Source organism: Pseudoalteromonas sp. SM9913, from assembly GCF_000184065.1.
Taxonomy (GTDB): domain Bacteria; phylum Pseudomonadota; class Gammaproteobacteria; order Enterobacterales; family Alteromonadaceae; genus Pseudoalteromonas; species Pseudoalteromonas tetraodonis.
In genome coordinates this window covers 2,934,976-2,960,055 of record NC_014803.1, presented here as the reverse complement: position 1 = coordinate 2,960,055, position 25,080 = coordinate 2,934,976, and the positions used below count along the sequence as shown (strand labels likewise).

Genomic DNA, 25,080 nt, shown 5'->3' with positions numbered 1-25,080 from the left:
CTAATTAGGGAGAATATAGGAGTTATCTTGAGCTTCATTAGTAATAGTTAAATACCCAAACCACCTCAAAATGCAGAATTCAGCGCTTCACAGGGGCTTAATATCAAGGCGATACTTTGCAGTAATGGTAATCCCTTTCAAGAAGTAGCAACGATGAGAGTATGCCCCTGTGAAACGCCCACGGGTTGGTTTAAAAGCGATTTATACTGCGTTATTGATATTAATAATAGAACCACTATTATTTGCAATCAATGCCTTGCCTAAATCGCTTTTAATTCCAACTGAAACTCGCATTTTGAGGTGGTTTGGGTATACACTTGGCGCGATTTTAAATGATGTGGAATTCTAACAATGCGCGTAGCTGATTTTAGCTTTGACTTACCTGATGAATTAATTGCTCGTTTTCCTAAAGCAGATAGAACGAGTAGCCGTTTATTGAGCCTAAACGGGCCAACTGGTGAGATTGAGCATAAAATATTTAGTGACATACTTGAGCTTGTAAACGAAAACGATTTACTGGTTTTTAATAATACCAAGGTTATACCTGCGCGTATGTTTGGTCAAAAAGAGTCTGGTGGTAAAGTTGAGGTACTCGTTGAACGCGTATTAGACGAACACCGCGTACTTGCGCATATTCGTGCGAGTAAATCCCCAAAGCCAGGTAATGTACTCATTTTAGAGGGCAAAGCAAAAGCTATTATGGTGGCACGCCATGATACCTTATTTGAGCTTGAGTTTGACCGCAGTGAAAATGTGCTCGATATTTTAAATGATGTGGGCCACATGCCGCTTCCTCCTTATATTGACCGCCCAGATAACGAAGCCGACCGTGAGCGTTACCAAACGGTATATGGCGAAAAGCCAGGCGCTGTTGCTGCACCTACGGCAGGTCTTCATTTTGACGATAAACTCATGGCTGCGCTCAAAGATAAAGGCGTGCAAATGGCGTTTGTAACCTTGCACGTTGGTGCTGGCACCTTTCAGCCTGTAAGAGTTGAGAGTGTTGATGAGCACATCATGCACTCTGAATATATTGAAGTGCCACAAGATGTGGTTGATGCGGTTGCAAGCACCAAAGCCAAAGGCGGGCGAGTGATTGCTATAGGTACAACTTCAGTACGCTCACTTGAGTCTGCAGCAAAAATACATGGTGGCAAGCTAGATACTTACTTTGGCGATACCGATATCTTTATTTTTCCGGGTTATCAATTTAACGTTGTTGATGCCATGGTAACTAACTTCCATTTACCCGAATCAACTCTGATCATGTTAGTTAGTGCCTTTGCAGGGCAAGACAACATTATGGGCGCTTACAATACGGCGATTGAACAACAGTATCGCTTTTTTAGCTATGGCGATGCGATGTTTTTGACCCGGAAATAATTTACAGCGTCATCGGTTTTTATTTACTCCTAAGCACAGTGAATTTCTCACTGCTAATAGTAATAGGGTGGTAAAAAGGGTAGAATCGAGCGGTTAAATTATAGCTTGTTGGACTGTTTTTCCGACACAGAGGATATTATGAAATTTGAATTAGACTGCACTGATGGTAAAGCGCGCCGCGGCCGCTTGATTTTTGACCGAGGTGTAATAGAAACACCGGCGTTTATGCCTGTAGGTACTTACGGCACGGTTAAGGGTATGACACCTGATGAAGTAAAAGCAACGGGTGCACAAATTTGTTTGGGCAATACATTTCACTTAATGTTGCGCCCTGGTACTGAAATCATTAAACAGCATGGTGATTTACACGACTTTATGAATTGGGACTTCCCAATTTTAACTGACTCAGGCGGTTTCCAAGTATTTAGCCTTGGTGCAATGCGTAAAATCACTGAAGAAGGCGTGATGTTCCAATCGCCTGTAAATGGTGACCAAATTATGATGTCGCCAGAAAAGTCAATGGAAGTGCAGCGTGATCTTGGCTCAGATATCGTGATGATATTTGACGAATGTACGCCGTACCCTGCCACAGAAAAAGAAGCCAAAGACTCTATGGAGCTTTCTCTTCGTTGGGCTAAGCGTTCAAAAGAAGGGCATGGCGACAACCCATCAGCATTGTTTGGTATTATTCAAGGCGGTATGTATCCTGAGCTTCGTGCACAATCACAAGCAGGCCTTGAAGAGATTGGTTTTGATGGTTATGCACTCGGTGGTTTATCGGTGGGTGAGCCTAAACATGAAATGATTAATATTCTTGATCATTGTGCTTATAAAATGCCAGAAAACAAACCGCGTTACCTAATGGGTGTTGGCAAGCCAGAAGACCTAGTTGAATCGGTTCGCCGTGGTATAGATATGTTTGACTGTGTAATGCCAACGCGCAATGCACGTAACGGTCACTTATTTATTACTACTGGCATCATAAAAATCCGTAACGCAGTGCATAAAACAGATACTGGCCCACTTGATCCAGAGTGTGATTGCCATACCTGTAACAATTATTCGCGTGCTTATTTGCATCATTTAGACAAATGTAACGAAATTCTTGGCGCACGACTAAACACTATCCATAACTTACGATACTATCAACGTGTTATGGAAGGTTTGCGTAATGCTATTAGCGAAGGTCAACTAGAGACATTTGTACACGATTTTTACGCTCGCCGAGGCCAAGAAGTGCCAGAGCTAGCTGATACAACAAATTAAAATTTAAAAATTAAAGAGGAAGTATTATGAGTTTATTTATTTCAAACGCACATGCAAGCGCTGGTGCACCTGCAGCAGGCGGCGGTATGGAAATGCTAATTATGTTAGCGATTTTTGGTTTGGTTTTTTACTTTTTAATTTACCGCCCGCAAGCAAAGCGCGTAAAAGAGCATAAAAGCTTAATGAGCGCGATGGCAAAAGGCGATGAAGTGCTAACCCAAGGTGGTTTAGTGGGTAAAATCGTAAAAATTGCTGAAGATAAAGACTTCATCGTGATCTCATTAAATGAGCAAGCAGAAGTAACTGTACAAAAATCAGCAGTATCTGCTGTACTGCCTAAAGGCACAATGAAGTCGCTATAAAAATAATAAGGACGGCCCCGTGTTAAACAAGTTTCCAATTTGGAAGTATTTACTTGTTTTAGCTGTGTTAGCCATTGGCCTTTTATATGCTTCACCAAACTTGTATGGCCGCGATCCGGCCATACAAGTTTCTGGCGCTAAAGGCACCGATGTCGACCTCAGTGTTGTAGACAAAGTAAACGCAATCCTCAAAAAAGATAACGTCAGCGCTAAATCGACGAAACTCGAAGACGGGCAAATTCTTGTTCGTTTTAAAAACGTTGAAGACCAACTAAAAGCGCAAGACTTATTGCGTAACTCGCTTAGTGACGATTATATCTCAGCTATCAATATGGCACCGGCACAACCGGCTTGGTTAAAGTCGCTTGGCGGTAACCCAATGAAGTTAGGCCTAGATTTAAGTGGTGGTGTACATTTCACCATGGAAATCGATATGGTCACTGCGGTTGATAATCAGCTTGAGCAAATGGAGCAAGATTTTCGTAGCGACCTGCGCGAAGAAAAACTACGTTATCGTAGTGTGCGCCGTGTAGCAGGCTCAGAGCGTATGCGTGTAGAAATGCGTAACGAAGAAGACAAAGAAGCCGCAGAGCGCTTTTTAGAAAGCCGTTACCCATTAAACGTTTACATTGATGATAGCAGTAACGATAACGCATTCTTTGCCACTATGAGTGAGCTAAAGCTAAAAGAAATTCGTGACTATGCCATCAAGCAAAACGAAACGATTATTCGTAACCGTATCAACCAAATTGGGGTTGCAGAGCCAAACGTACAGCGCCAAGGTGCTGAACGTATTATTGTGCAATTACCAGGGATTCAAGATACCGCTCGCGCTAAAGAGATTTTAGGTGCTACGGCCACGCTTGAGTTTCGTGAAGTTGACGAAAATGCTGACATAAGCGCCGCTGCTCAAGGTCGTATCCCACCGGGTACTGAAATGATCATGAGCCGTGATGGTTATCCTGTGGTACTAAAAAAGCGCATTATTCTTGAAGGTAGCCATATTACTGGCGCGCAGTCAGGTGCAGATGAGTACCAGCGTCCACAAGTAAGCATTAAACTCGATAGTAAAGGTGGGGCAAAAATGAATGCCTTCACCAAACGTGCTATTGGTAAACGTATGGCTACCGTATTTATTGAGTACAAGCCATCTGGTAAAAAAGATAGCGAAGGTAAAGCACTTCCACCGATTAAAGTGGAAGAAGTGATTAACGTAGCAACCATTCAAGCGCGTCTTGACCGTTCATTCCGTATTACTGGTATTGATAACCCCGCTGAAGCACATAACTTAAGTTTACTACTTCGCGCGGGTGCACTGGTTGCGCCTATTCAAATAGTAGAAGAACGTACGGTTGGGCCAAGCCTAGGTCAAGAAAACATTGAAGCAGGTATGACCGCTGTAGCCTTAGGTTTTGCGTTTGTACTGGCCTTTATGCTTATTTACTACAAAGGTTTTGGTCTTGTTGCGAATATCGCACTGGCTGCCAACTTAGTACTTATTATTGGTGTAATGTCGTTAATTCCAGGTGCAACGCTTACCCTGCCGGGTATCGCAGGTATTGTACTAACCGTTGGTATGGCTGTTGATGCGAACGTACTTATATTTGAGCGTATTCGTGAAGAGCTCGCTGATGGCCGCAGCCCTCAACAAGCGGTTCATTTTGGTTACGATAGCGCCTTTAGTACTATTTTTGATGCCAATATCACCACATTAATTGCGGCGATTATCTTGTTTGCTGTTGGTACCGGTCCTGTTGCAGGCTTTGCGGTAACCCTAGCAATTGGTATTTTAACCTCAATGTTTACAGCAATTGTAGGTACCCGTGCGGTGATCAACCTATTTATTGGTGGTAAACGTGTTGATAAACTTTCAATTTAAGGAGCAGACATGCAAATTTTAAGATTGGGCGGAAAAACCCTTCGTTTCATGTCTCTTCGAAAAGTGGCAATGGGCTTTTCTACGTTATTAATCATAGCGTCGCTGGCGTCACTTTTTGTTAAAGGCTTAAATTTCGGTTTAGATTTTACCGGCGGTACAGCAGTTGAGGTAGGTTTTTCACAACCTGCCGATCTGAAAAAAGTACGTAATGTACTGGCTGAAAACGACTTTGCTGATGCATCGGTACAGCTTTTTGGCTCAAGCCAAGAAATACTGGTCCGTTTAGCCCCTCGTGGTGATGATGTAAAAGCAGAAGTGATTGGTAACCAAGTAATTGCTGCCCTTAAACAAGCTGATGATAGCGTAGTAATGCGCCGTATTGAGTTTGTAGGCCCAAGCGTAGGTGAAGACTTAAAAGAGCAGGGTGGCCTTGCCATGTTAACTGCGCTTATATGTATCTTAATTTACGTGGCATTTCGCTTTGAATGGCGCTTTGCTGTAGGTGCGGTGGGTGCACTATTACACGATGTAATCATTACGATTGGTTTATTCTCGGTGCTTGGTTTAGAGTTTGACCTAACTATTTTGGCTGCAATACTCGCTGTGATAGGTTACTCACTAAACGATACCATTGTTGTATCAGACCGTATCCGTGAAAACTTCCGTAAAGTACGTATTGACGACACCATTGAAATTATTGACCTGTCACTTACGCAAACACTTAATCGTACTTTAGTTACATCAATTACCACTATTTTAGTATTGATTGCACTCTTTGTATGGGGCGGCCAAACTATTCATGGCTTTGCTACCGCACTATTATTTGGTGTATTTATTGGTACTTATTCTTCAGTTTACGTTGCCAGCTCGGTGGCTATTGCCATGGGCGTAAGTAAAGAAGATTTAATACCAGAGGTGATTGAAAAAGAAGGTGCCGATTTAGACTCAATGCCTTAATTGAGATTAAATTATCCTTTTTAAAAAACCGCTCCTTGTGAGCGGTTTTTTATTGCTTAGCGTGTAAGACATATAATTGTCATACGAGCTTGATATTTTATTACTCTTATTTAATTTTGATCAGAGCTAGTAGTGACTGAGCAACGTAAAGCCTTAGAATCAATTTTACAACAAGGGGCAATAACAACCTTGTTCCAACCTATTTTTGATATAACTAAGCAATCTATTATTGGGTATGAAGCGCTGAGTCGAGGCCCTAAAAATAGCCCATTAGCGATGCCAAATAAGCTATTCGAAACGGCTCATAAATATCAATTAATTTCAGAGCTTGAGCTTTTATGCCGTTCTCGCGCCATAGAAAACTTTGTAAAACTAAATCTACAAGGGAAGTTATTTTTAAATGTCAGCCCAAAAATTCTACTCGATCCGAGCCACCCTAAAGGCGAAACCTTACATTTAATTGAACAGTTTGGTCTTGCGGCTAATCGTGTGGTGATTGAAGTTACCGAACAAGAAAAAGTAGATGATGGCTTTTTACTGTTAAAAACCATTGCTCATTATCGAGAGCTAGGCTTCACTATTGCTATTGACGATCTTGGTGCAGGTTATTCCGGTCTAAAGCAATGGTCGCAGTTATGCCCAGATATTGTAAAAATTGATCGTTACTTTATTGATCATTGCGATCAAAGCGAAGTTAAAAAAGAATTTCTAAAATCAATTGTGGTGTTAGCGCGGGCAACAAATACAGCGGTGATTGCTGAGGGAATTGAGCGTACTGAAGAACTCGATTTAGTTAAAAGTATAGGCATAAGTCATGTTCAGGGATTTTTGTTAGAAAGACCCAGCCAACAACCAAGCTATGACTATAACTGTAAGCAGTTACAAGCATTTACATCGACTCAAGCAGGGTCAAAGTTTGAACAATCAATGGCTATCGGGGTACTTGCTGTTGCTCAGCCTGCCATTAGCAGTCACACGCGTTGTAAAGAAGCTCATGCGCTTTTTGAGCAAGACAAGCGCATAATTAGCTTACCCGTTTTAAATAGCAATCAGCAGCCAATAGGGCTGTTACATAAAGATCAGCTAACAGAAGTGTTTGCCGCGCCATACGGGCACGCACTTTATGATAAATGTGAAGTCACTGAGTTAATGGATAAACAGCCTTTGGTGGTTGATGAAAATCAAATGCTTGATATTGTCTCTCAGCAAATAACAGAGCAAGACTTTGATATTCGTCGCCATATTGTTATCACAAGTAATAATAAATATTTAGGTTTGGCACCGCTCAGGGACATATTAAAGCACATTACCGCTGAAAAAATCCGCCACGCCCAACATGCTAACCCTCTAACCATGTTACCGGGTAATGTGGCAATTAGTGAGGTAATAGAGCAGCGTCTGCGACATAAACAGCCATTTTCACTAGCCTATATCGATTTAAATCATTTTAAACAATTTAACGATCTGTATGGTTATGCCAGTGGGGACAGCGTGATAAAACTTCTGGCCGATGTGACTGTAAAAGCGTGTGCGCACAGCGCTAACTTTGTCGGGCATATTGGTGGCGATGACTTTATGGTGGTGTTTGAAAAAAAAGATGCGGTGGAGGTTTGTAATACCATTATCACGCAATTTGAATTGCAGTCACGCGTATTTTTTACGCCAGAGCATATTGCTGGAAAAGGGTATTGGGCAACTAATCGAGAGGGCGAAAAGCAGTTTGTACCTTTACTTACATTATCGATAGGTTTAGTTGAGCCGGATCTGCAGCAGTGTAAAAATAGCCATCAAGTAGCGGCATTAGCCACAGATGCTAAAAAAGAAGCAAAACGTTATCGTCACAGCTACTTATTTATTTGTAATCGAAGAAGGCCTGCACCCGCTGTTGTGCGTTTATCCAATAGTAAAAAAAGTGGCTAACAAAAAGCAAAAAAGGAGCCTCGGCTCCTTTTTTTAGTGCGGTATTACGATTAACGTAATAACGACTCAGATAATACTGGGCGCATTTCACGAACAATCGCTTGTGTTAGCTTAGGTGCACCACAAATAACGTTACCGCTCACGTTGTAGTTATTACCGCCAGCAAAATCAACAACCATGCCGCCAGCTTCTTTAACTAATAGCTCGCCTGCTGCTGTATCCCACGGTTTTAAACCAATTTCAAAGAAACCATCAACACGACCCGCTGCAACATATGCCATATCAAGTGCTGCAGAACCTGCACGACGAATATCAGCGGTATGTACGAATAATGCTTTAAACGCTTCAGAATAGGCATCTAAGTGGTGTTTTTGTTTGAAAGGGAAACCTGTTGCAAGAACAGAACCGGCAAGTTCAACCGTTTTAGATACACGTAAACGTTTGCTGTTTAACTGTGCGCCTTGACCACGAGAAGCGGTGAAAAGTTCGCCTCGAATTGGATCGTAAATTACGGCTTGGTCTAAACGACCTTTAACTTTAAGTGCAATTGATACTGCGAAATGAGGGATACCCTTGATGAAGTTAGTTGTGCCATCAAGTGGGTCAACAATCCATTGGTAATCAGCATCCTTACCTTTGTGTTCACCTAACTCTTCACCAACGATGCAGTGATCAGGGTAAGAACGTAAAATAGTGTCACGAATTACGGCTTCGGCTTCTTTATCAATGTTCGTAACTAAATCATTAGTGCCTTTTTGTTGCACTTCAACTTTTGATAAGTCTTCACTTGCACGAAGAATAAGCTTGCCTGCGTTACGCGCAGCGCGAACCGCAATGTTTAACATTGGATGCATGGTATTACCTTTGGGTTGTAAAAGAACGTTTATATATTTAAGCCGGCGTATTTTAGCGGTTTTTGCCATAAAGTAAACCATAAAGCCTAAATACTTGTGAGTGTTTTTTGTACAGGCATGATCTTTCAATATATTTATCGGAATAAAAACAGACAATAAATTTGTAAATTAGCGCTTTACCTAAAGTTAACTTGAGGTTTTATGATGTTCTATATTCAATTAACAGGAAGAAAGTTATGAAATTAGAACACGTAAATTTAGTTGTTAGTGACATAAACGCCATGCTTAAGTTTTACCAAGCAGCGTTTCCCTATTGGTCAATTAGAAGTGAGGGAGAAGGAACCTGGTATGGTAAAGCAAGGCGCTGGGTACATTTTGGTGATAACGAGCAATATATTGCTATAAGCGATCATGGGGAAGGGGAAAACCGCGACCTATCAGGACATCAAATTGGTTTGGCACACTTTGCCTATGTAACCAATAACTTAAATGCAGTAATAGCGCGCCTAAAACATGCGGGCTTTGCAATAAGTAAAGAAGGTGCTGTAAATCCATTTAGAAAAAACATTTATTATATTGATCCCGCAGGGTTTGAAGTTGAGTTTGTAGAGTACATGAGTGATGTACCTAGTGAGCGAAATAACGACTTATAATATGAATGAAGCCAACTGTTTTGGCTTCATTCAATGTTTAGCATATTTAATAATGTTTACCATTCATGCCAAGTTGAGTTTTTAGATCATTTGCAAAGCTAATAAATTTTTCTTTAATAGTGCGTTTAACTTTAACTTCCACAGAGCCTAAAACAGTTTTTCCTTCAATGTGAATCGTTGGCCCTTGGCGTTTATTAAGTGACACTGTTTTATTTTCAAAACTGCCTAAAATACAAAACATTTTAGAAACTACATTAACGTGCTCTGGCACATATATTTCTTCGCTGCCAAAATAACAATTAACGTGAATAGTGACATGTTGGTGGGTAAAAATCGCATCTGTAAAATCAAGATTGATTGACCCCATGTAGTTTTCTATGTAAATGTTTTGAGGAACTACCCATTGGCCGCTTCGTTCACTCGAACCAAGAATGCTTCTTAATGTAAGTGGCTCTTCATCAGTCTCATGCTGCGCGCTATAATTAGGTGCAAACTGAGAGTGCTTTTGCGCCTTATATTGCTGGTCAGTATTTAAGGTTAAATCTTCAACGAGATCCATAAGTGCTTTATTGTCACTCGCTGCCATGGCGTCGTCTAAGCGCCTTTCAAATGCTTCAACAGAAATAACACCATGGCTGTAATTATAAATGAGCTGATCAATCACTTGCTCACGAACTTGCTCAATAGGGCGGTCTTCAATTTTAACAGACATTTAAATTATCCTTTTATGGTTGCTGGTTATTTCAAAGCAAGCCTTATACCAAATATTAAATTGTTTAAATTCAGTGGTTTAGAATTTTGGGTTTTTGATTCTTTATTATATTAACGACAGATTAACCAAATATACAATTATTTAGTAAGTTTCGCTATTCGAGAAACTTTTACGCAATAGTCTGTAAATGTTTACTTAGTAGGTTTAAGCCAATATCCACTATTTTAAATTAACCTATTGAATTTAAAGGTTAAAAAATGTTGGCCCGATGCTCGCATTAGCTTAAGTGTCTTTAATCAAAAGGAGAACGATTATGAAAACATTTAATAAGTCTATGATTGCAGCCCTAGTATTAGGAACAACCGCAATGGGCGCTCAGGCAAGCAGTTGGGAAAACGAAAGTAAAGATGCTTGGATTGATGGGAAAGCAGAAACAGTATTGCTTATGAACACCAATCTAAATAACTTTGATATCAACACGGACGTAAAAAACGGCAAGGTAATGCTAACAGGTAAAGTAAACAGCGAAGTAGATAAAGAGCTTGCTGAAGAACTTGTGCTAAGCCTAGATGGTGTAACTGACGTTGAAAACAGTCTAACTGTGGTAAAAAACACCGACATGAAGAAGCATGATTCTGAAATGATGGGTAACGACACTGAAAGTGATTTAACAGATGCTAAAATCACTACAGTGATCACAACACGTTACTTATTTGATTCTGAAGTAGGTGGTACAGACATTGATGTTGATACCGATAATGGTGTGGTAACTCTTAAAGGTACAGTTGAGTCTGATGCTGAAAAGCAATTAGCGATGGAAATTGCTAAAAACGCTGAAGATGTTCGCAAGGTAGTTGATGAATTAACTGTTATTGCAGAATAATACACTATACTAAAGCCCAGCCCTGCTGGGCTTTTTGCTTTGCTAACATTATAAGGATTAAATTATGGATATCATTAGAATTATTTTTTCTATTTTATTACCACCACTGGGTGTGTTTTTACAGGTAGGACTAGGGATGCATTTTTGGTTAAATATTTTGCTAACTTTGCTCGGCTATTTCCCTGGATTAATTCATGCGATTTACATTATTGCCAAAAAATAATGTAGCAGCATAGCAGGACATTTAATACTGAGTTGCTAAGTGCTCCCAACGGTATGTGTATTAGTTACTCAGGCTGCTATTAATAAATGGATTTGTTTTACAAAACTCATCACTAACAAAACCTCAAAGCCTACTATTTGAGCAGTTAGCCCCTTGATTGTTAAAATAAAGCTTTTTGCTAGTGACAAGCCCCTAAAAACTTTTTATACTGCAACCCGCTTTAGTCGCTCTGTGGCTAAACGCTTCAAAAATTAACTGCTTACAGTTATACAAAGATGGCCCCTTAGCTCAGTTGGTTAGAGCACACGACTCATAATCGTTAGGTCCCCAGTTCGAGTCTGGGAGGGGCCACCACTTTTCAAAGCTTTCCAAGTAAATAGAAACTCACCTTCCTAGTTTATAAAACTTCATTTCTATTACTTCTATTGTATTTTTATCAGCGCACTGATTTTTTTATTAATTTTATTGAATACATTGCAATAAACACAGTTGAATCTACTATTAAAGTGTTATGGGATTTTATTATAAAAATCTTTATTTTATGACCTTTAATGTCGCTACTGTTAATTGTGTGCAGTATATAAAATACCGCTTTGTTACCCCTTAGGTGCTCTATGTTATTAAAACGAAAAGTATACCTTAGCCTTATTTTGGCTGTTGTTGCTCCTTTAGCAATATCTACTCTAATATTTTCAAATAGTATTCGCTCAAATACAGAAGAAAAACTAGCCAAAGTAGATTTACCAACAGCGCTTAGTGAAGTGAAAAGCCAAATCGAATTAGAGTTATCGACTCCTATTATTGTTGGCAAAGAAATAGCGCAAAACTTATTTGTGCAACAATGGATGAATAATAATGAAGATGCGCAAAGCCGAGGTAAATTCATTGATTACCTCAAACATATAAAAAATAAAAACCAAGCCAGTAACGCATACATTATTTCTAAAAACTCCCGCAATTATTACACCGATGAAGGTATTTCTAGGCAAATAGACAGTAGTGATACTTGGTTTGATGCTTTTTTAGCATCGGATAGACCATTTGAAGTAGCGCTCGACATAGATAAAGGTAGCTCTGAGGTGATGGTATTTATTAATTATGCCATTGAGCTTGATGGGCAAAGACAAGGAATTGCCGGAATAGGCCGTTCGCTCGATTCTATGGTGGATCTCATAAGTGAATATAGGATAGGTGAGGGCGGCATTGTTTATTTGGTCTCTGGTAGTGGCGAGATTATGCTGCATGGTAATAAAACTAAAATAGGGCAATCTGTTGACTTGGCGCCGATTAAAAATGGGGCAATTCAAAGTAAAGTAATTGATGGTGATGACTATGTTGTATCAAGTACGCCTGTAAACTCATTAGGTTGGCATCTAGTTGCTGAAATTCCCCAAGAGCAATTATATGGCGCAATTAATAGTGCTATTAATACTAATATCATTTTTGGTGTAATTATTGCGCTTGTTGGTTTAGCGTTAGCACGCGTGTTAGTAGGGCAAATATTTAGGCCAATCGAAAACATTACTGCAGCGGTGAATGCATTAACGGAAAAAGATGGTGATTTAACGGCACGACTCCCTACTGATGATAATAATGAAATTTCAGACTTAGCGGTTAAGTTTAATCTGTTTTTAGAGCAGTTACATTATATGTTCAAACAGGTTTCTGAGTCGGCAATTCATGTTAAAGGTATTTCCCAAGATGTGCTTGAGCAAGTGCAAGGTGCGGCAAATTTAGCTGAAGTGCAATCATCGAGTACGCAAACGGTGGCGGCAGCCGTTAATGAGATGGAGGTTACGGTTCAGGATATTTCTGGTAGTGCCAGTAATGCGGCAGATATTGCTACTAAAACCGAAGAAACGACGCACAAAGGGGTTGAGTTTGTGCAAAGCACGATTAAACAAATGGAACAACTAGAAGCGTCAATGGCCAATTCTGTGGCCTCGGTGTTAGAGCTTTCGACAGAGATTAAATCAATTTCTCATGTATTGGATGTAATTAAAGGGATTTCTGAGCAAACTAACTTATTGGCGTTAAATGCGGCTATTGAGGCTGCTAGAGCGGGTGAGCAGGGCCGTGGCTTTGCGGTAGTTGCTGACGAAGTAAGAACGCTTGCGCAACGTACCGCGGAGTCTACGGAGCAAATTAATGAGATGATTGATTCGTTAAATGCTAAAGCGTCAAGCACGGTAACAGCGATTGAATTGGGCAGCAAAAACACCCTAGAAAATGCCGAGCGCTTAAAAGAAACCGGCCATACATTAAATGGTATTTCACAGGAAATTGTACTGTTAAGCGAGTTAAATAACTCAGTGGCTACCGCAACGCGAGAGCAAACGTTAGCAACCTCAGAAATTAGCCAAAATATTGTAATGATCTCCGACTCGGCAGAGCAAACCAAAGAAAATATGAAAAAGTCAGAGCAGCTTTGTAACGGTTTAAATAAAGAATCGAATATTTTAAGGGATTTACTGGGTAAGTTTACGCTTTAAACACGATTTAATTAAAAAATCAGTTGAGCGAGGAAACCATCATAGTTATAGAGTTCTCGCCTATAACTATGATGTTGTAATGGCGGTTAGTTTTTACGGTAAATCTCGTGATCCATTTCGTAAATATTTACGCTTAAACTGTCAGAGGCTCTGCAATACGTTTGCAAGCAGGCTAGTAATTGCTCACTTAGTAGTTGCTTTTGCTCAATGGAACGCCCAGCCATAATATGCACCGCAATATGAATAAACCCTTCTTTACCCACACCTAACTGATAATGCTGATAAGCAATAGCGCGAGTCTTTATTGTTTCTAAATCAAATAAGCCACTTTCAAACGTTGTTGTATGGATTTTTTCCACAAGAACTTGAGGTAGTAAAGGCAGATCTTCTGAGTGTTCAATAATAATGTGTGGCATTTAACGTATCCTCTTTAGATTGGTTTATTTAATTATACCAAACGGGTTTGTACACGCTAACCCCATAACGCTTAATTTTTAAAAATGAGGCTTGAACATATTTTTAGCAATAAACTCATTTAAGCAATTACAAGACCTGTAGCGAGTTTAATTTTAGATTTATTATGGCAAATAGTTTTGGTTGATACGTTTTATGTCAATTTGTGGTGACTTATACGAAGAGTACACAAGCCAGTTGGTATTTGTAATATAGGTTAAGCCAGAGGTGCGACTAAATGCGCGTTCGGGAAGGCGTATTACGTCATGATGGCTATTGGTTGATAAGTCATAATAACTCAAACGGTAATCACCTTGTTTTACATTAAAATAGTAAATACGCGATTGCGCTAAGGTGTCGCCTTCAAAAAAATACCACGAATTATGATTCGATAAATTAATTTCGCTAACCAGTGGTTGCTCAGTTTGGCTATTTGGGTCTTTTATCCATAGTTGATTAGTTGCTTGGTTGGCAAAAATTAAAGCGCCTTGTTTGTTTTCATAAGCGTATAGTGTTGGTGAATCTATGGCCTGTGCGAGTTTATTGCCATTTAAATCGAAGCGATAAACATATTGATCATTCGCTACCAATAGGCTTTTACTATCTGCAGCCCAACTCGGTTTTCCATGGTAACTAAAGCCTGTGGGTAATGACTGACTTGATTGGGTGTTAAAGTCATAAAGGTATAGCGCATGCTCACCAAGATGAGAAGCGACAAAGGCAATGTAATTACCATCAGGTGACCACACTGGATTGTAAATATTTGCACTGAGATTAGTAAGCTGTTTTCGTGAGGTACCGTCTTGATTTGCAGTCCATAATTCCATTGAGCCCGATTCGTTAGATACAAAAACTAATTTTTTTCTGGCTTTACTGTAATCAGGAAAGCGCGTATTAAAGTCGCTTGATAATACCGGAAAAGGCGAACTTGCAACCGCATTACTGGTTTCTACACGCATTAATGTAGAGTCGATATTCCATTGATGAAAATACAAACTGCCATCATGTGCATATTCTGGGTAACTTAAGCCATCGATGTGCGCATTGATCATTTGTTGTGTTTTGAGGTTATAAAAATAACCTTGGCGCTTGCCTTTTTTAACACCCGAAAAGACGAGTTGTGGCTTATTGGGATGCCAATCAACGCCTCTCATATCAACAAAACCTGAAGTTAATTGCTTAGCATGAGCTGTTTTTATGTCGATTAAAAATAATTCTTCAAAACCCGTTGGTAAATTACGCGATACCACCAGCTGTGTCGCATCTGGTGAAAACACAACCGACTCATCGGTATATTGGCATGCTGACGTACAAGGGACTTGAGTAACTGTGTATGGCGATGAGGTTAAATCGACAATGTTAAGCTGGGTAAGATTATTATTTTTTTCATCTTCACTAATATAAACCAGCTTAGTGCCTGTGGCATTAATGTCTATATCTGTGCTTGTTTTACTACCGCACAGCCCTATAACAGTAGTATTGCCCGAGGCGATATTTTGCTGAATTACTTCACAACCTTGAGCTGCTATACGGCGGTAATAATAAATAAACGTTAAATCAGGACTAAATACCGCTCTGCCCTCAATGAATGGGGTGTCGGTAAGTGCTATTGCAGCTTGCTCTGGTAAATGAAGATCACGTAAGTATAAATTAGCTTTATGACCAGGGCGGCGCCACGAATACGCTAAAAAATGACTGTCATTAGAAATAGCCGGAAACAACTCTCTTCCTGGGCTGGTGGTAATTGTTTCAATGTAATCGTCCAAACGCGCTGCTTGTTGCGATTGAGCAAGTGGCTGCTTTGCGTTTTCAAAAAGGGCGCTATAACCCCAGTAGCTACCTAATAATATAACAATAGCAAGTACGGCAGCGTAAATATACCCAGAGCGAAGCGGCGTATTGTTAATGCTATTAACAGGCTCTGGCGTTGTTGGTTTTTGTACTAAGCGATAACCCGTTTTACGCAGTGTTTCTATATAGGTATTGTCGGGGTCGAGTTCTTTAAAGCTTTTACGAAGATGCCATATGGCATTAGTCAGTGCTTTTTCGCCCACATATTGATTACCACCCCACACATTCTCTATTAGTTGCTCACGCGTTACTGCGTTTGGATAACACTCTACCAAGTAAACAAGTAGTTCTATAAATTTAGGTTGTAATACACAGGTTTTATCGGCACAAAACAGCTTATTTTCAAACACCGATATTTGGCATTTTCCAATTGAAAATGTCTGTTGAGTATTCATAGTTTGTGTATTTAAACCTCTTGATTAAGTACGTTACTAGGCAGTGTTTAATGCAAAATAAAACGATAGTTGGTTAACATTCGATTTTACATCATTCTAACACGAAAACCTTAAGTGTATGATTATAAATAAATAGATATTAAATAGATATAAAATAGGGATATAAACGAGACACCTCTCATTGTGCTTTTATTCACGATTACTTACAACATGTTATTAGTAAAATAAACCAATTGGTACAAAACAAATTTAATAACTAAAAAGTTAATCAAAAACGATTTGTACTAATGGAATAATAAATAATAAGGGAAGTTTGTGAGTAATATATCAACAAAAAAATGCGCTTTAGCATTGGCTATAACAGCGAGTTTATCTGGACATGCAATAGCAAATGACGAGGCTATTGCTCGTCAATCAACCGCTAAAGCAAGCGAAGAAGTGGTTCAAGAAGCACCAGAAAAAATAACCGTAACGGGTTCGCGTTTAAAGCGTGATAGTTTTTCGGTAACAACCCCGCTGGTAACCATGGACAGAGCGTCAATTCAGGATACAGGTTTAGGCAATCTTTCAGATGTATTAATCGATAACATGCCTGCACTGAGCGAAAGTATTGGTAACACAACCAGCCAATCAAGTATTTCGGGTACCGGTTTATCAACGGTGCAGCTTCGAGACTTAGGCGCTAACAGAACGCTAACGCTTATTGATGGCCGCCGTGTGGTATCAAATAGTTATGGTGGTAACTATGTGAGTTTAAATACCATTCCAAGTGGCATGGTGGAGCGCGTTGAAATTATAAGTGGTGGTGCGTCGGCCACTTATGGTGCCGATGCGGTAGCCGGTGTAGTGAATATTATTACCCAGTCAAAAAAAGAAGGCTTTGAATTTCAAGCCCGTGGCGGTGAAACAACAGATGGTGGCGGTCGTGAGTTTACGCTTGATTTAAACTACGGAACGTCATTTGCCGATGATCGCGGTTATGTATTTGTCAGCTCAAACTGGGATCGTGATTTTGGCATGACCTTTTACGACCGTGACCGCGCAAAAATAGAAGCGGCACATAGTTACGATGATGAGTTAATGTGTAATCAAATGTACACTGCTGATGGTTATCAGTGTATGAGTGGTATTACACAAGCTGATTGGGCAAGCAAAAGCGATGGTACCTTAGGCGGTGTATTTTTAGAAAGCAACCGAAACGATACCCAGTTTTGGTACGACGGGCAAACGCTGCGTGATGACTGGAAAGGCAATGAAGAAATTTATGGTATAAATTCGTCACAATACGTCATGCTTGATGTACCTAGTGATAACTTTTCGACCGCAATAAAAGTAGATTATGATGTAACAGACGACATTATGAGCTACTTCCAAATTCAATACAGCAAAAGTGGCTCGTTCAACGATAAGTCACCAGAAGATGAATACGAAGGGGCTTACGTACCTCGCTACGACCCAGTGACTGGCGATCCTATCGATGATATTGCGCCAGGTTACATTCCTATTGATAACCCATACGTGCCACAAGAAATTATTGACAGCAACCCATACAAAGACCGCATTTATTGGGATCGTCGTTTTGGTGAAGTAGGTAATATCAGCACTGATAACGACCGTACGACCATCCGTACTTGGGCTGGCCTACAAGGTATGATGTTTGATGATACATGGGATTGGGATATCTCTGCTGGATACGGGCAATTTAAACAGCATCAAATCCGTAGTAACGAGTTAAACACGGTACGTGTCAATCAAGCACTGCAAGCTGAAAAGCTAGCCGATGGCACTATTCAATGTAAAGACGCCGAAGCGCGAGCGCAAGGATGTGTCCCGCTTAATCTATTTGGTGAAGGGTCTATTACCCCTGAAATGGCTGACTGGATCCGTACTAACCCAATTATTGATACTGAGATTCAGCAATATACGGTAATGGGTTATATCACCGGAGACCTATACGAATTACCAGCAGGTAATGTGTCTGCAGTATTTGGTGCAGAGTATCGTAAAGACTCACAAAGCCTAGATACCAGTGATGATATGAAAGCGGGCGGTATTACGTTTAACGTTGTGCCTTCTTTTTATGGTGAAGTAGAAGTGTATGAGGCATTTGCTGAACTTGCAGTGCCACTACTTAAAGATGCGCAATTTGCTAAAAGTTTGTCGGCAGAAACGTCGCTGCGTTTAGCAAATTACAGCATTGATAATATCAGCACTGTCGCCAGTTATAAGCTAGGCCTTTTATGGCAACCAATTGATGGATACATGCTACGTGCCAATTATGCACGAGCACAGCGTGCGCCGACTATCACGGAATTATTATCACCCCCTCGCGGCGATTTTGATTCATTTGATGATATTTGTGATGGTCTAACAGCAACATCAACAAACCCAGGACACGATAACTGTCGTTTAGAGCCAACCTTGGCACAAAAGCTAGCTGATGATCCTAACTTTGAATTTGAAAGTGAAGACAATAACTACTCGCCAAATACAGGTAATCCAAACTTAAAAGAAGAAACAGCCGATACCTATACCTTTGGTATTACTGTATCTCCTGAGTTTTTAGATGGCTTTAACTTAGCGGTGGATTACTACGATATTGCTATTGTTGATGCAATTGATGAAATAAGTAACGAAAACATCATGCGCGAATGTTATGACTCAGAGGCTGCGTGGGGCAGTGATAACGAATACTGTAACGATATTACTCGTAACGACGAAGGTAACATTGTAAAAATTCTACAGCGTGAATATAACTTGGATGAGTTAACTGCGCGCGGTTACGATGTCGTTGCAACTTACAAATATGACATAGGCAGCTATGGCAACTTGTCATTTAAGCTTGATTACAATCACATTATTGAAAACTCGCAAACCTATGAAGGCTTAGATGGTAACAGTGTTACTTCACAGTATGCAGGTTATGGGCGCTCAAAAGATAAAGCCGCTATGTCGATTGTATGGAAAATGGATGATTTACGTATCCGCTGGCGTACAAATTACGTAGGCGCGTTTAAAGCAAGCCAAGAAGATGAGAAAGACTACCTTGAGTATGTTGCTGCAAACGATGAGCGCTGTGCTGCGGGCGATGCCGGTTGTATTGCAAACCCAGAGCCACTTGCGTATCAAGATTATGGCTCATTTTTAAAGCACAGTTTATCAGCGTCTTACACTCTGGCACTGACTGATAAAAGTGACTTACGTGTATTTGGCGGTATTAACAATGTATTTGACGACAAAGGGGCATTTTACCCAAGTGGTCGTGGTAACTTTTATAGTGGCTACGGCGGCGGTGCCGGTCGTTATGTTTATCTAGGTGCACAATATAGCTTTTAATAACCTTTAGCTGTATTTGTTTGCAAAGGCACTCCCTCGGGCGTGCCTTTTTTATTGTGTATCTTGCTGCGAAATACCCTTTAAACCATTACAGTATTGAGTTGGTGGATAAAATTTGTTTTATCGCGGTGAAAGCGTTTAGTATAAGGCGTAACTTAATTTTTAATATGAACGAAGGACTTGCTATGAAGTATCTCAAAATGGGTGGTTTAATTGTATGCTTAGCAGGGCTTGCAGGGTGTTCTGATGATGTTGCCTCAGTGAGTCTTGGGCTATTTACCACTAAAGATGTGGTGGTTAATTCACAGCAAGACCCGCTAGTGACCGGTGTAACCTGTCATATTAGCCATATTGAGGCGAATTTAGATTTTTCAGACCCATCAGATATGTCGATTGCCTGTCGTCAAACCGGGCCAATAACGCCAGACCAATTACAGTCTATCGACCGCAGTAAATCCGGTGAAGTCGTGTTTAAATCATCTAAGAGTATTTTGTTTAAGTCATTAAAAGTGCGCCGTATTTATGATGCTAAAACACATACATTATTATATTTATCATACTCAACGAAAGAGTCTACGGGCAGTCATCATCATGCGCTCTCTACGGTGCCTTTATACAATACACAAGCATGGCAATGGGCGAAGGGGCAAGAGTAGTTTATGTTAACTCTATTTAAATCAAAGCCCTTATTGGCAGAACAAGAACAACAATGGCTGGTTGATACCTTTATATGGGCAGCAGAAAACTTTGATTTGGATTTTTTTACCAAACACAGCCAAGTTATTTTGCCAACGGTTGAGTTTTTTCCTGACTCGGTTTCAAGTATTGAGGAAATGGCCAGCAAAGTGTTTGCGCGTGTTAAGCAATACGCTGGTATGAATGAATGGCCAGTAACCTTGGTTGCACCGCAACAATTACAACCACAGGTGTTTCCACACTTTGAATTTAGTCAGCATTTACGTGGCGAAGAGTGTCATTTAATAGTACCAGCCAGTCATACTATTAATGTGTCGTTTAATCCCAATCAAATTAATCAACCGCAAGACTTAGTGGCGAGTTTTGCCGGTACGCTTGCCACCATATTAATTCATCACGTAGGGGTGCTGCCCCCAGGTGGTAAAGAGTATTTACCGCAAGCCACTGATGCCTTGGCGTGTTTTTTAGGCTTTGGGGTAATGATGAGCAATACCGTGTACCAGTTTAAAGGTGGCTGTGGCTCATGTTATAACCCGTATGCAAATCGCGAAGCAGCGCTCAGTGAAACGCATACCGTATTTATGCATGCGTTAGTGAGCTACTTTAAGCAAGATAAACACTCTAAAAAACATTTAAAACCGCATTTACGAGGCCAATTTAAAAAAGCGCAAAAAGAAATAAAAGCCTTGGTTAATCAATCGGCTAACCCATTATTATTGGCTTTTTCGCCAGAGCAAGCCAGTTAAGTATGAACTATATCGATGAATTTTTATTAATTGCGGTGGCTCATTTTTTTGCGGTAGCAAGCCCTGGGCCCGACTTTGCGGTAGTCCTTAAACAAAGTGTACAACACGGCAGGCGCAATGCCTTATGGACAAGTGCAGGTGTTGGTGCGGCTATTTTATTACACATAGCCTATTGTGTATTGGGAGTTGCGCTGGTGTTAACTCAATCACCTGCGTTGTTTATGGCGCTTAAATATATAGCGGGCGCGTATTTAGCGTATTTAGGCGTACAGGCACTGCGCGCTGCTAAACCTACAAATACCTCATCAGAACCGACTGCAAAACCCAGCCTTGCAGCTGAGTCATCATGGCATGCGTTTCGACGTGGCTTTTTTACCAATGCACTTAACCCTAAGGCAACTTTATTTTTTATGTCGTTGTTTACCTTAGTGATTAGCCCAACTACGCCGGTAATAGTACAAATGGGATACGGCGTTTATATGGCGCTTGCTACCTGGGCTTGGTTTTCTATTTTATCGCTATTGTTATCAAAAGCGCGTGTACGTGATTTTTTTCAGCAAAGTGGTTATTGGTTCGACCGCGGCATTGGCATTATTTTAATCGCACTGGCTGTGCGAGTTGTTATTTAAAGAAGGAATAGTATGGCGTTATATAATTTTTCGTTTGGCTCTAATATGTCATCTAATCGTTTATTGGCACGTTTACCTAATGCAAAACGTGTGGGTACGGCACTTTTAAAGGGCTATAAGTTAACCTTTAATATGGCCTTTTCAGATGGTTCAGGTAAATGCACTATTGTGCCCACCAATGAACCCGATGCTGTGGTATATGGGGTAGTGTATCAGCTAAATGAAGCCGAAAAAGAGATCTTAGATAAAATTGAAGGCCCTAATTACGACTGTGTTGATTTAACCGTGAGCCTTCTAGATGACGATGACATTAATGTACACTGCTACATAGCAAACACACATGACGACACACTGCTACCTTATGATTGGTACGTGCAGCATGTATACCGCGGCGCACTTGAGGCGGGCGTACCCGAACACTACAGTCAACGCATTTTAGCTTACCCGAGTAAGCAAGATACTAATAAAGCGCGCGCCGAAATAGAATTTGCGGTTCATCAAGATTAAACAAAAATAATAACCTAAGGTAACACTATGAAACTAAAAAAATTAGCCACAGCCGCATTATTGGCTGGCTGGACGTTTACGAGCTCTGCAGCAGTTGATACCGATAAAATTTCAGAGGTGATCAACGCCTCAATGACACGTTTTGATGTACCCGGAATGGCCGTTGCCATTGTTGAAAATGACAAAGTCGTATTCGCTAAAGGCTTTGGTGTTGCCAACCTTGATACGAATAGCAAGGTGAATAAAGACACTTTATTTGGTATTGCTTCAAATACCAAGGCATTTACCAGTGCAGCATTGGCTAAGCTGGTGGATGAAGGCAAGTTAAGCTGGGATGACCGCGTAATTGACCATCTTCCTGAGTTTAGATTGTACGACCCTTACGTTACTCGTGAAATGCGCATACGCGATTTACTTAGTCATCGTAGCGGTTTAGGGCTTGGTCAAGGCGATTTAATGATTTGGCCAAGTACAGATAAATCGGTAGCCGATATTTTATCTGGGCTGAAATATTTAAAACCTGCGAGCAGTTTTCGTAGCCAATATGCTTACAACAACCTAATGTTTGTTACCGCTGGTGAAGTTGTTGCGCGTGTATCGGGGATGAGCTGGAACGACTACATTGAAAAAAACATTTTACAGCCGCTAAATATGACTAACTCGCGCGCTGGCTTTTCGCGTATCGCAAAAAATAACAAAAACTGGGCGATTGGACACATCCCAATGGATGGCAAATTGCATCCTTTTTTTGTTAATTACCTTGAAGACTTTCGAGGGGCAGGCGCCATTGCATCAAGCGTAAATGATATGAGCCAATGGCTCCGTACTCAACTTGCGGGTGGCAAAATGCCTAATGGCGAGCAGTTATTTAGTGAAAAGCAGCAAGCACAAATGTGGCATCCACATATTACGTCAATGGCATCTAAAAGTGCCTATGAAGCGTATCATCAACAATTTAGAGGTTACGGATTAGGTTGGAGTATAGAAGATTACCACGGCGTTAAAAAGCTGGCACATGGTGGCGGCATTTTAGGTATGGTCTCGCAGGTGACTTTACTACCAGAAAAAAACGTGGGGATTGTGATATTAAGCAACCAACAAGCATTTTCTGCATTATCGGCAGTGACTCATGAAGTACTTGAAGATGTACTAGAGCTTGAAGATAAAGATTGGGTTGAAGAGTTAGCTAAAAAGCATTTTGCAGGGAAAGAAAAAGCCTATGCTAACGCCGCTCCAAAAGCGCCAACAGACACTCAACCGCAATTGCCTAATATAAACTACACCGGTACATTACATGATGATTGGTATGGCGATGTAATAGTTGAAGAACTGGATGGTAAATTACGCATTGATTTTACCCATACAAAACGCCTTAAAGGTGAACTGGAGCATTACACAGGTAATACTTTTATTGTGAAGTGGGATGAAAAGTTATTAGAGGCAGATGCCTTTATTCGCTTTTCTATGAGCGCCGATAACCGCGTGGAATCGGCGAAAATGAATGCAGTTTCAACGCAGGTAACCGACTTTAGCTTTGATTTTAGAAACCTCGACTTAAAAGCTAAATAACCATAACTTTGGTTAAAGAGTCGTTTAGTATCAACCAAAGTCGCAAAGCCACCACAAGGTGGCTTTGTTATACTCGTTAAGCAACTTATTTTTGGAGTTAGCTATGCGCACTGCGATTATTTCTCATCCTCACTGTCGTAAACATAAAATGATTGAAGATCATCCAGAATGCCCTGAGCGTTTAGATGCAATTAATGACCGTTTACTTGCTAGTGGACTGGATGTGGCTATAGAGCAAAAACAAGCGCCTAAAGCATTGCGCGAGCACTATTTATTGGCGCACAGTGAGCAGCATATTAAGCATGTAGAAGACATGATCCCCACTGAGGGGCTCAGCGATCTAGATGGAGATACGTGGTTATGCCCCGACTCTTTAAGGGCCATTGAGCGTGCAGTCGGAGCAGGCTTACTCGCTGTTGATGAGATTTTAGAGGGTAAGTTAGACGCTGCGTTTTGTTCAGTACGCCCGCCAGGGCATCACGCTAACCGAGATAGCTCTTCTGGTTTTTGTGTGTTTAATAACCTTGCGATTGCGGTTAAATATGCACAAAGCAAAGGGGTAAAGCGCATTGCCATTGTTGATTTTGACGTACACCATGGCAATGGTACTCAAGATATTTTTATGGATGATGAAAATGTGTTGCTGTGCTCGTTATTTCAATATCCATTTTATCCTAATACCGCCATTAAAAATAACGCCACACTGGTAAATTCACCTTTACCGATAGCTAGTGATGGTGCTGATTTAAAAGCACTTTATGAGCAGCAATGGCTACCAAAATTAACAGAATTTAAGCCTGAGCTACTTTTTATAAGCGCGGGATTTGACGCACATTTAGAAGATGACATGGCCAGTCTTAAGTTTGTTGAAAGTGATTATATATGGCTTACTGAGCAGTTAGCGCAATTTAGCCAACAGCATCATTGTTTAGGTATTATTTCTTATTTAGAGGGAGGATACTCACTGTCGGCCCTCGGGCGCAGCGCGATTGCACACGTTAAAGCGCTAGTTGATTTCGGCGAGTAACCTGAATGCCTGATCTGGAGTTAGCTGCTCTATTTTACTTAAGCAGCATTGCCCTTCTTTTGCTAAATATTCTTTTACTAGCTCTGCTAATTGGCTTGCACTGAGCGCCGTGAGCGAATGGCCGTTTAAGCTTTGATAGCCACTAACCTTATCTAAAATAATGACTTTTTGCTGTTCACTTGCTTCCATAGTGTAAATAAAGTCGTGTAAATCATTGGCGTGCTCTATTAGCTCAATTTCATTATTATAAATAATAATTTGTGGGTAACTGATGCTCATCTATTGTC

At 40.5% G+C, this 25,080-nt stretch carries 22 protein-coding genes and 1 tRNA gene; 18 read left to right on the top strand and 5 right to left on the bottom strand.

All coding sequences use genetic code 11. The features are described 5' to 3' along the window. Positions 1-351: 351 nt before the first annotated feature. From queA to PSM_RS13535, 6 genes are all read left to right on the top strand, one after another. Positions 352-1,383: a tRNA preQ1(34) S-adenosylmethionine ribosyltransferase-isomerase QueA gene (gene queA / locus PSM_RS13560; protein ID WP_013465990.1), complete on the top strand. Its 1,032-nt coding sequence runs from the start codon at positions 352-354 to the stop codon at positions 1,381-1,383. 138 nt (positions 1,384-1,521) lie between these two features. Next, positions 1,522-2,649: a tRNA guanosine(34) transglycosylase Tgt gene (gene tgt / locus PSM_RS13555; protein ID WP_013465989.1), complete on the top strand. Its 1,128-nt coding sequence runs from the start codon at positions 1,522-1,524 to the stop codon at positions 2,647-2,649. Positions 2,650-2,675: 26 nt separating this feature from the next. Continuing rightward, on the top strand, positions 2,676-3,011 hold the full coding sequence (gene yajC / locus PSM_RS13550) for a preprotein translocase subunit YajC (RefSeq protein WP_010391747.1): 336 nt from the start codon (positions 2,676-2,678) through the stop codon (positions 3,009-3,011). Positions 3,012-3,030: 19 nt separating this feature from the next. Further along, complete coding sequence (secD, locus tag PSM_RS13545; protein WP_013465988.1) at positions 3,031-4,890, top strand: protein translocase subunit SecD; 1,860 nt, start codon at positions 3,031-3,033, stop codon at positions 4,888-4,890. 9 nt (positions 4,891-4,899) lie between these two features. After that, complete coding sequence (gene secF / locus PSM_RS13540) at positions 4,900-5,847, top strand: protein translocase subunit SecF (protein ID WP_013465987.1); 948 nt, start codon at positions 4,900-4,902, stop codon at positions 5,845-5,847. Positions 5,848-5,979: 132 nt separating this feature from the next. After that, positions 5,980-7,767, top strand: coding sequence for a GGDEF domain-containing protein (locus PSM_RS13535; protein WP_013465986.1), 1,788 nt, complete (start codon positions 5,980-5,982; stop codon positions 7,765-7,767). A gap of 50 nt (positions 7,768-7,817) precedes the next feature. Here the strand turns inward: PSM_RS13535 and suhB are convergent, their stop codons facing one another. Next, positions 7,818-8,621 (bottom strand): inositol-1-monophosphatase, encoded by an 804-nt coding sequence (gene suhB / locus PSM_RS13530; protein ID WP_010391751.1) that lies wholly within the window; start codon positions 8,619-8,621, stop codon positions 7,818-7,820. A 236-nt stretch (positions 8,622-8,857) separates the two neighbouring features. On the opposite strand from suhB, the gene PSM_RS13525 reads away from it, so the two are divergent. Continuing rightward, positions 8,858-9,274, top strand: a complete 417-nt coding sequence (locus tag PSM_RS13525; protein WP_013465985.1) for a VOC family protein — start codon at positions 8,858-8,860, stop codon at positions 9,272-9,274. Positions 9,275-9,320: 46 nt separating this feature from the next. Here PSM_RS13525 and PSM_RS13520 read toward each other — a convergent pair whose 3' ends face one another. Continuing rightward, on the bottom strand, positions 9,321-9,986 hold the full coding sequence (locus PSM_RS13520) for a LiaF domain-containing protein (protein WP_013465984.1): 666 nt from the start codon (positions 9,984-9,986) through the stop codon (positions 9,321-9,323). A gap of 313 nt (positions 9,987-10,299) precedes the next feature. On the opposite strand from PSM_RS13520, the gene PSM_RS13515 reads away from it, so the two are divergent. The 4 genes from PSM_RS13515 to PSM_RS13500 all read left to right on the top strand — a co-directional run bounded on the left by PSM_RS13515 (position 10,300) and on the right by PSM_RS13500 (position 13,584). Next, a complete protein-coding gene (locus PSM_RS13515) occupies positions 10,300-10,869 on the top strand; it encodes a BON domain-containing protein (protein ID WP_013465983.1) in 570 nt (189 codons plus the stop codon). A gap of 64 nt (positions 10,870-10,933) precedes the next feature. Beyond that, entirely contained in the window at positions 10,934-11,092 is a 159-nt protein-coding gene (locus PSM_RS18480) for a YqaE/Pmp3 family membrane protein (protein ID WP_008466367.1), read from the top strand. Positions 11,093-11,369: 277 nt separating this feature from the next. Then, positions 11,370-11,446, top strand: a tRNA-Ile gene (locus PSM_RS13505). A 260-nt stretch (positions 11,447-11,706) separates the two neighbouring features. Further along, positions 11,707-13,584: a methyl-accepting chemotaxis protein gene (locus PSM_RS13500; RefSeq protein WP_013465980.1), complete on the top strand. Its 1,878-nt coding sequence runs from the start codon at positions 11,707-11,709 to the stop codon at positions 13,582-13,584. Positions 13,585-13,670: 86 nt separating this feature from the next. On the opposite strand, the gene PSM_RS13495 is transcribed toward PSM_RS13500, so the two are convergent. Both PSM_RS13495 and PSM_RS13490 read right to left on the bottom strand, forming a co-directional pair. Then, positions 13,671-14,000 carry a 5-carboxymethyl-2-hydroxymuconate Delta-isomerase gene (locus tag PSM_RS13495; protein ID WP_013465979.1) on the bottom strand — a complete coding sequence of 110 codons (330 nt, stop codon included), beginning with the start codon at positions 13,998-14,000 and terminating at the stop codon, positions 13,671-13,673. 162 nt (positions 14,001-14,162) lie between these two features. Continuing rightward, positions 14,163-16,283, bottom strand: coding sequence for a winged helix-turn-helix domain-containing protein (locus PSM_RS13490; RefSeq protein WP_020476954.1), 2,121 nt, complete (start codon positions 16,281-16,283; stop codon positions 14,163-14,165). Positions 16,284-16,598: 315 nt separating this feature from the next. Between PSM_RS13490 and PSM_RS13485 the strand changes: the two genes are divergently transcribed. The 7 genes from PSM_RS13485 (at position 16,599) to PSM_RS13455 (ending at position 24,793) form a co-directional block, all read left to right on the top strand. Beyond that, on the top strand, positions 16,599-19,619 hold the full coding sequence (locus PSM_RS13485; RefSeq protein WP_013465977.1) for a TonB-dependent receptor domain-containing protein: 3,021 nt from the start codon (positions 16,599-16,601) through the stop codon (positions 19,617-19,619). Between the two features lie 185 nt (positions 19,620-19,804). Next, positions 19,805-20,275 (top strand): CreA family protein, encoded by a 471-nt coding sequence (locus tag PSM_RS13480; RefSeq protein ID WP_013465976.1) that lies wholly within the window; start codon positions 19,805-19,807, stop codon positions 20,273-20,275. A gap of 3 nt (positions 20,276-20,278) precedes the next feature. Continuing rightward, positions 20,279-21,061 carry a hypothetical protein gene (locus PSM_RS13475; RefSeq protein ID WP_013465975.1) on the top strand — a complete coding sequence of 261 codons (783 nt, stop codon included), beginning with the start codon at positions 20,279-20,281 and terminating at the stop codon, positions 21,059-21,061. A 2-nt stretch (positions 21,062-21,063) separates the two neighbouring features. Next, entirely contained in the window at positions 21,064-21,690 is a 627-nt protein-coding gene (locus PSM_RS13470; protein WP_013465974.1) for a LysE family translocator, read from the top strand. Positions 21,691-21,702: 12 nt separating this feature from the next. Further along, entirely contained in the window at positions 21,703-22,197 is a 495-nt protein-coding gene (locus PSM_RS13465) for a gamma-glutamylcyclotransferase family protein (protein WP_013465973.1), read from the top strand. Positions 22,198-22,224: 27 nt separating this feature from the next. Then, positions 22,225-23,766, top strand: a complete 1,542-nt coding sequence (locus PSM_RS13460) for a serine hydrolase (protein WP_013465972.1) — start codon at positions 22,225-22,227, stop codon at positions 23,764-23,766. Positions 23,767-23,869: 103 nt separating this feature from the next. Then, positions 23,870-24,793, top strand: coding sequence for a histone deacetylase family protein (locus PSM_RS13455; RefSeq protein ID WP_013465971.1), 924 nt, complete (start codon positions 23,870-23,872; stop codon positions 24,791-24,793). On the opposite strand, the gene PSM_RS13450 is transcribed toward PSM_RS13455, so the two are convergent. Next, positions 24,773-25,072 (bottom strand): DUF4144 family protein, encoded by a 300-nt coding sequence (locus PSM_RS13450; RefSeq protein WP_013465970.1) that lies wholly within the window; start codon positions 25,070-25,072, stop codon positions 24,773-24,775. The two genes, PSM_RS13455 and PSM_RS13450, sit on opposite strands and share 21 nt — an antisense overlap. Between the last annotated feature and the right edge of the window lie 8 nt (positions 25,073-25,080).

Coding starts and splice junctions, on each gene's coding strand:
- PSM_RS13480 (WP_013465976.1), top strand. CDS start 19,805: ATGAAGTATCTCAAAATGGGTGGTTTAATTGTATGCTTAGCAGGGCTT.
- PSM_RS13525 (WP_013465985.1), top strand. CDS start 8,858: ATGAAATTAGAACACGTAAATTTAGTTGTTAGTGACATAAACGCCATG.
- PSM_RS13465 (WP_013465973.1), top strand. CDS start 21,703: ATGGCGTTATATAATTTTTCGTTTGGCTCTAATATGTCATCTAATCGT.
- PSM_RS13455 (WP_013465971.1), top strand. CDS start 23,870: ATGCGCACTGCGATTATTTCTCATCCTCACTGTCGTAAACATAAAATG.
- PSM_RS13520 (WP_013465984.1), bottom strand. CDS start 9,986: ATGTCTGTTAAAATTGAAGACCGCCCTATTGAGCAAGTTCGTGAGCAA.
- PSM_RS13475 (WP_013465975.1), top strand. CDS start 20,279: ATGTTAACTCTATTTAAATCAAAGCCCTTATTGGCAGAACAAGAACAA.
- PSM_RS13490 (WP_020476954.1), bottom strand. CDS start 16,283: ATGAATACTCAACAGACATTTTCAATTGGAAAATGCCAAATATCGGTG.
- suhB (WP_010391751.1), bottom strand. CDS start 8,621: ATGCATCCAATGTTAAACATTGCGGTTCGCGCTGCGCGTAACGCAGGC.
- PSM_RS13495 (WP_013465979.1), bottom strand. CDS start 14,000: ATGCCACACATTATTATTGAACACTCAGAAGATCTGCCTTTACTACCT.
- PSM_RS13470 (WP_013465974.1), top strand. CDS start 21,064: ATGAACTATATCGATGAATTTTTATTAATTGCGGTGGCTCATTTTTTT.
- queA (WP_013465990.1), top strand. CDS start 352: ATGCGCGTAGCTGATTTTAGCTTTGACTTACCTGATGAATTAATTGCT.
- tgt (WP_013465989.1), top strand. CDS start 1,522: ATGAAATTTGAATTAGACTGCACTGATGGTAAAGCGCGCCGCGGCCGC.
- PSM_RS18480 (WP_008466367.1), top strand. CDS start 10,934: ATGGATATCATTAGAATTATTTTTTCTATTTTATTACCACCACTGGGT.
- secF (WP_013465987.1), top strand. CDS start 4,900: ATGCAAATTTTAAGATTGGGCGGAAAAACCCTTCGTTTCATGTCTCTT.
- yajC (WP_010391747.1), top strand. CDS start 2,676: ATGAGTTTATTTATTTCAAACGCACATGCAAGCGCTGGTGCACCTGCA.
- PSM_RS13500 (WP_013465980.1), top strand. CDS start 11,707: ATGTTATTAAAACGAAAAGTATACCTTAGCCTTATTTTGGCTGTTGTT.
- PSM_RS13515 (WP_013465983.1), top strand. CDS start 10,300: ATGAAAACATTTAATAAGTCTATGATTGCAGCCCTAGTATTAGGAACA.
- PSM_RS13460 (WP_013465972.1), top strand. CDS start 22,225: ATGAAACTAAAAAAATTAGCCACAGCCGCATTATTGGCTGGCTGGACG.
- PSM_RS13450 (WP_013465970.1), bottom strand. CDS start 25,072: ATGAGCATCAGTTACCCACAAATTATTATTTATAATAATGAAATTGAG.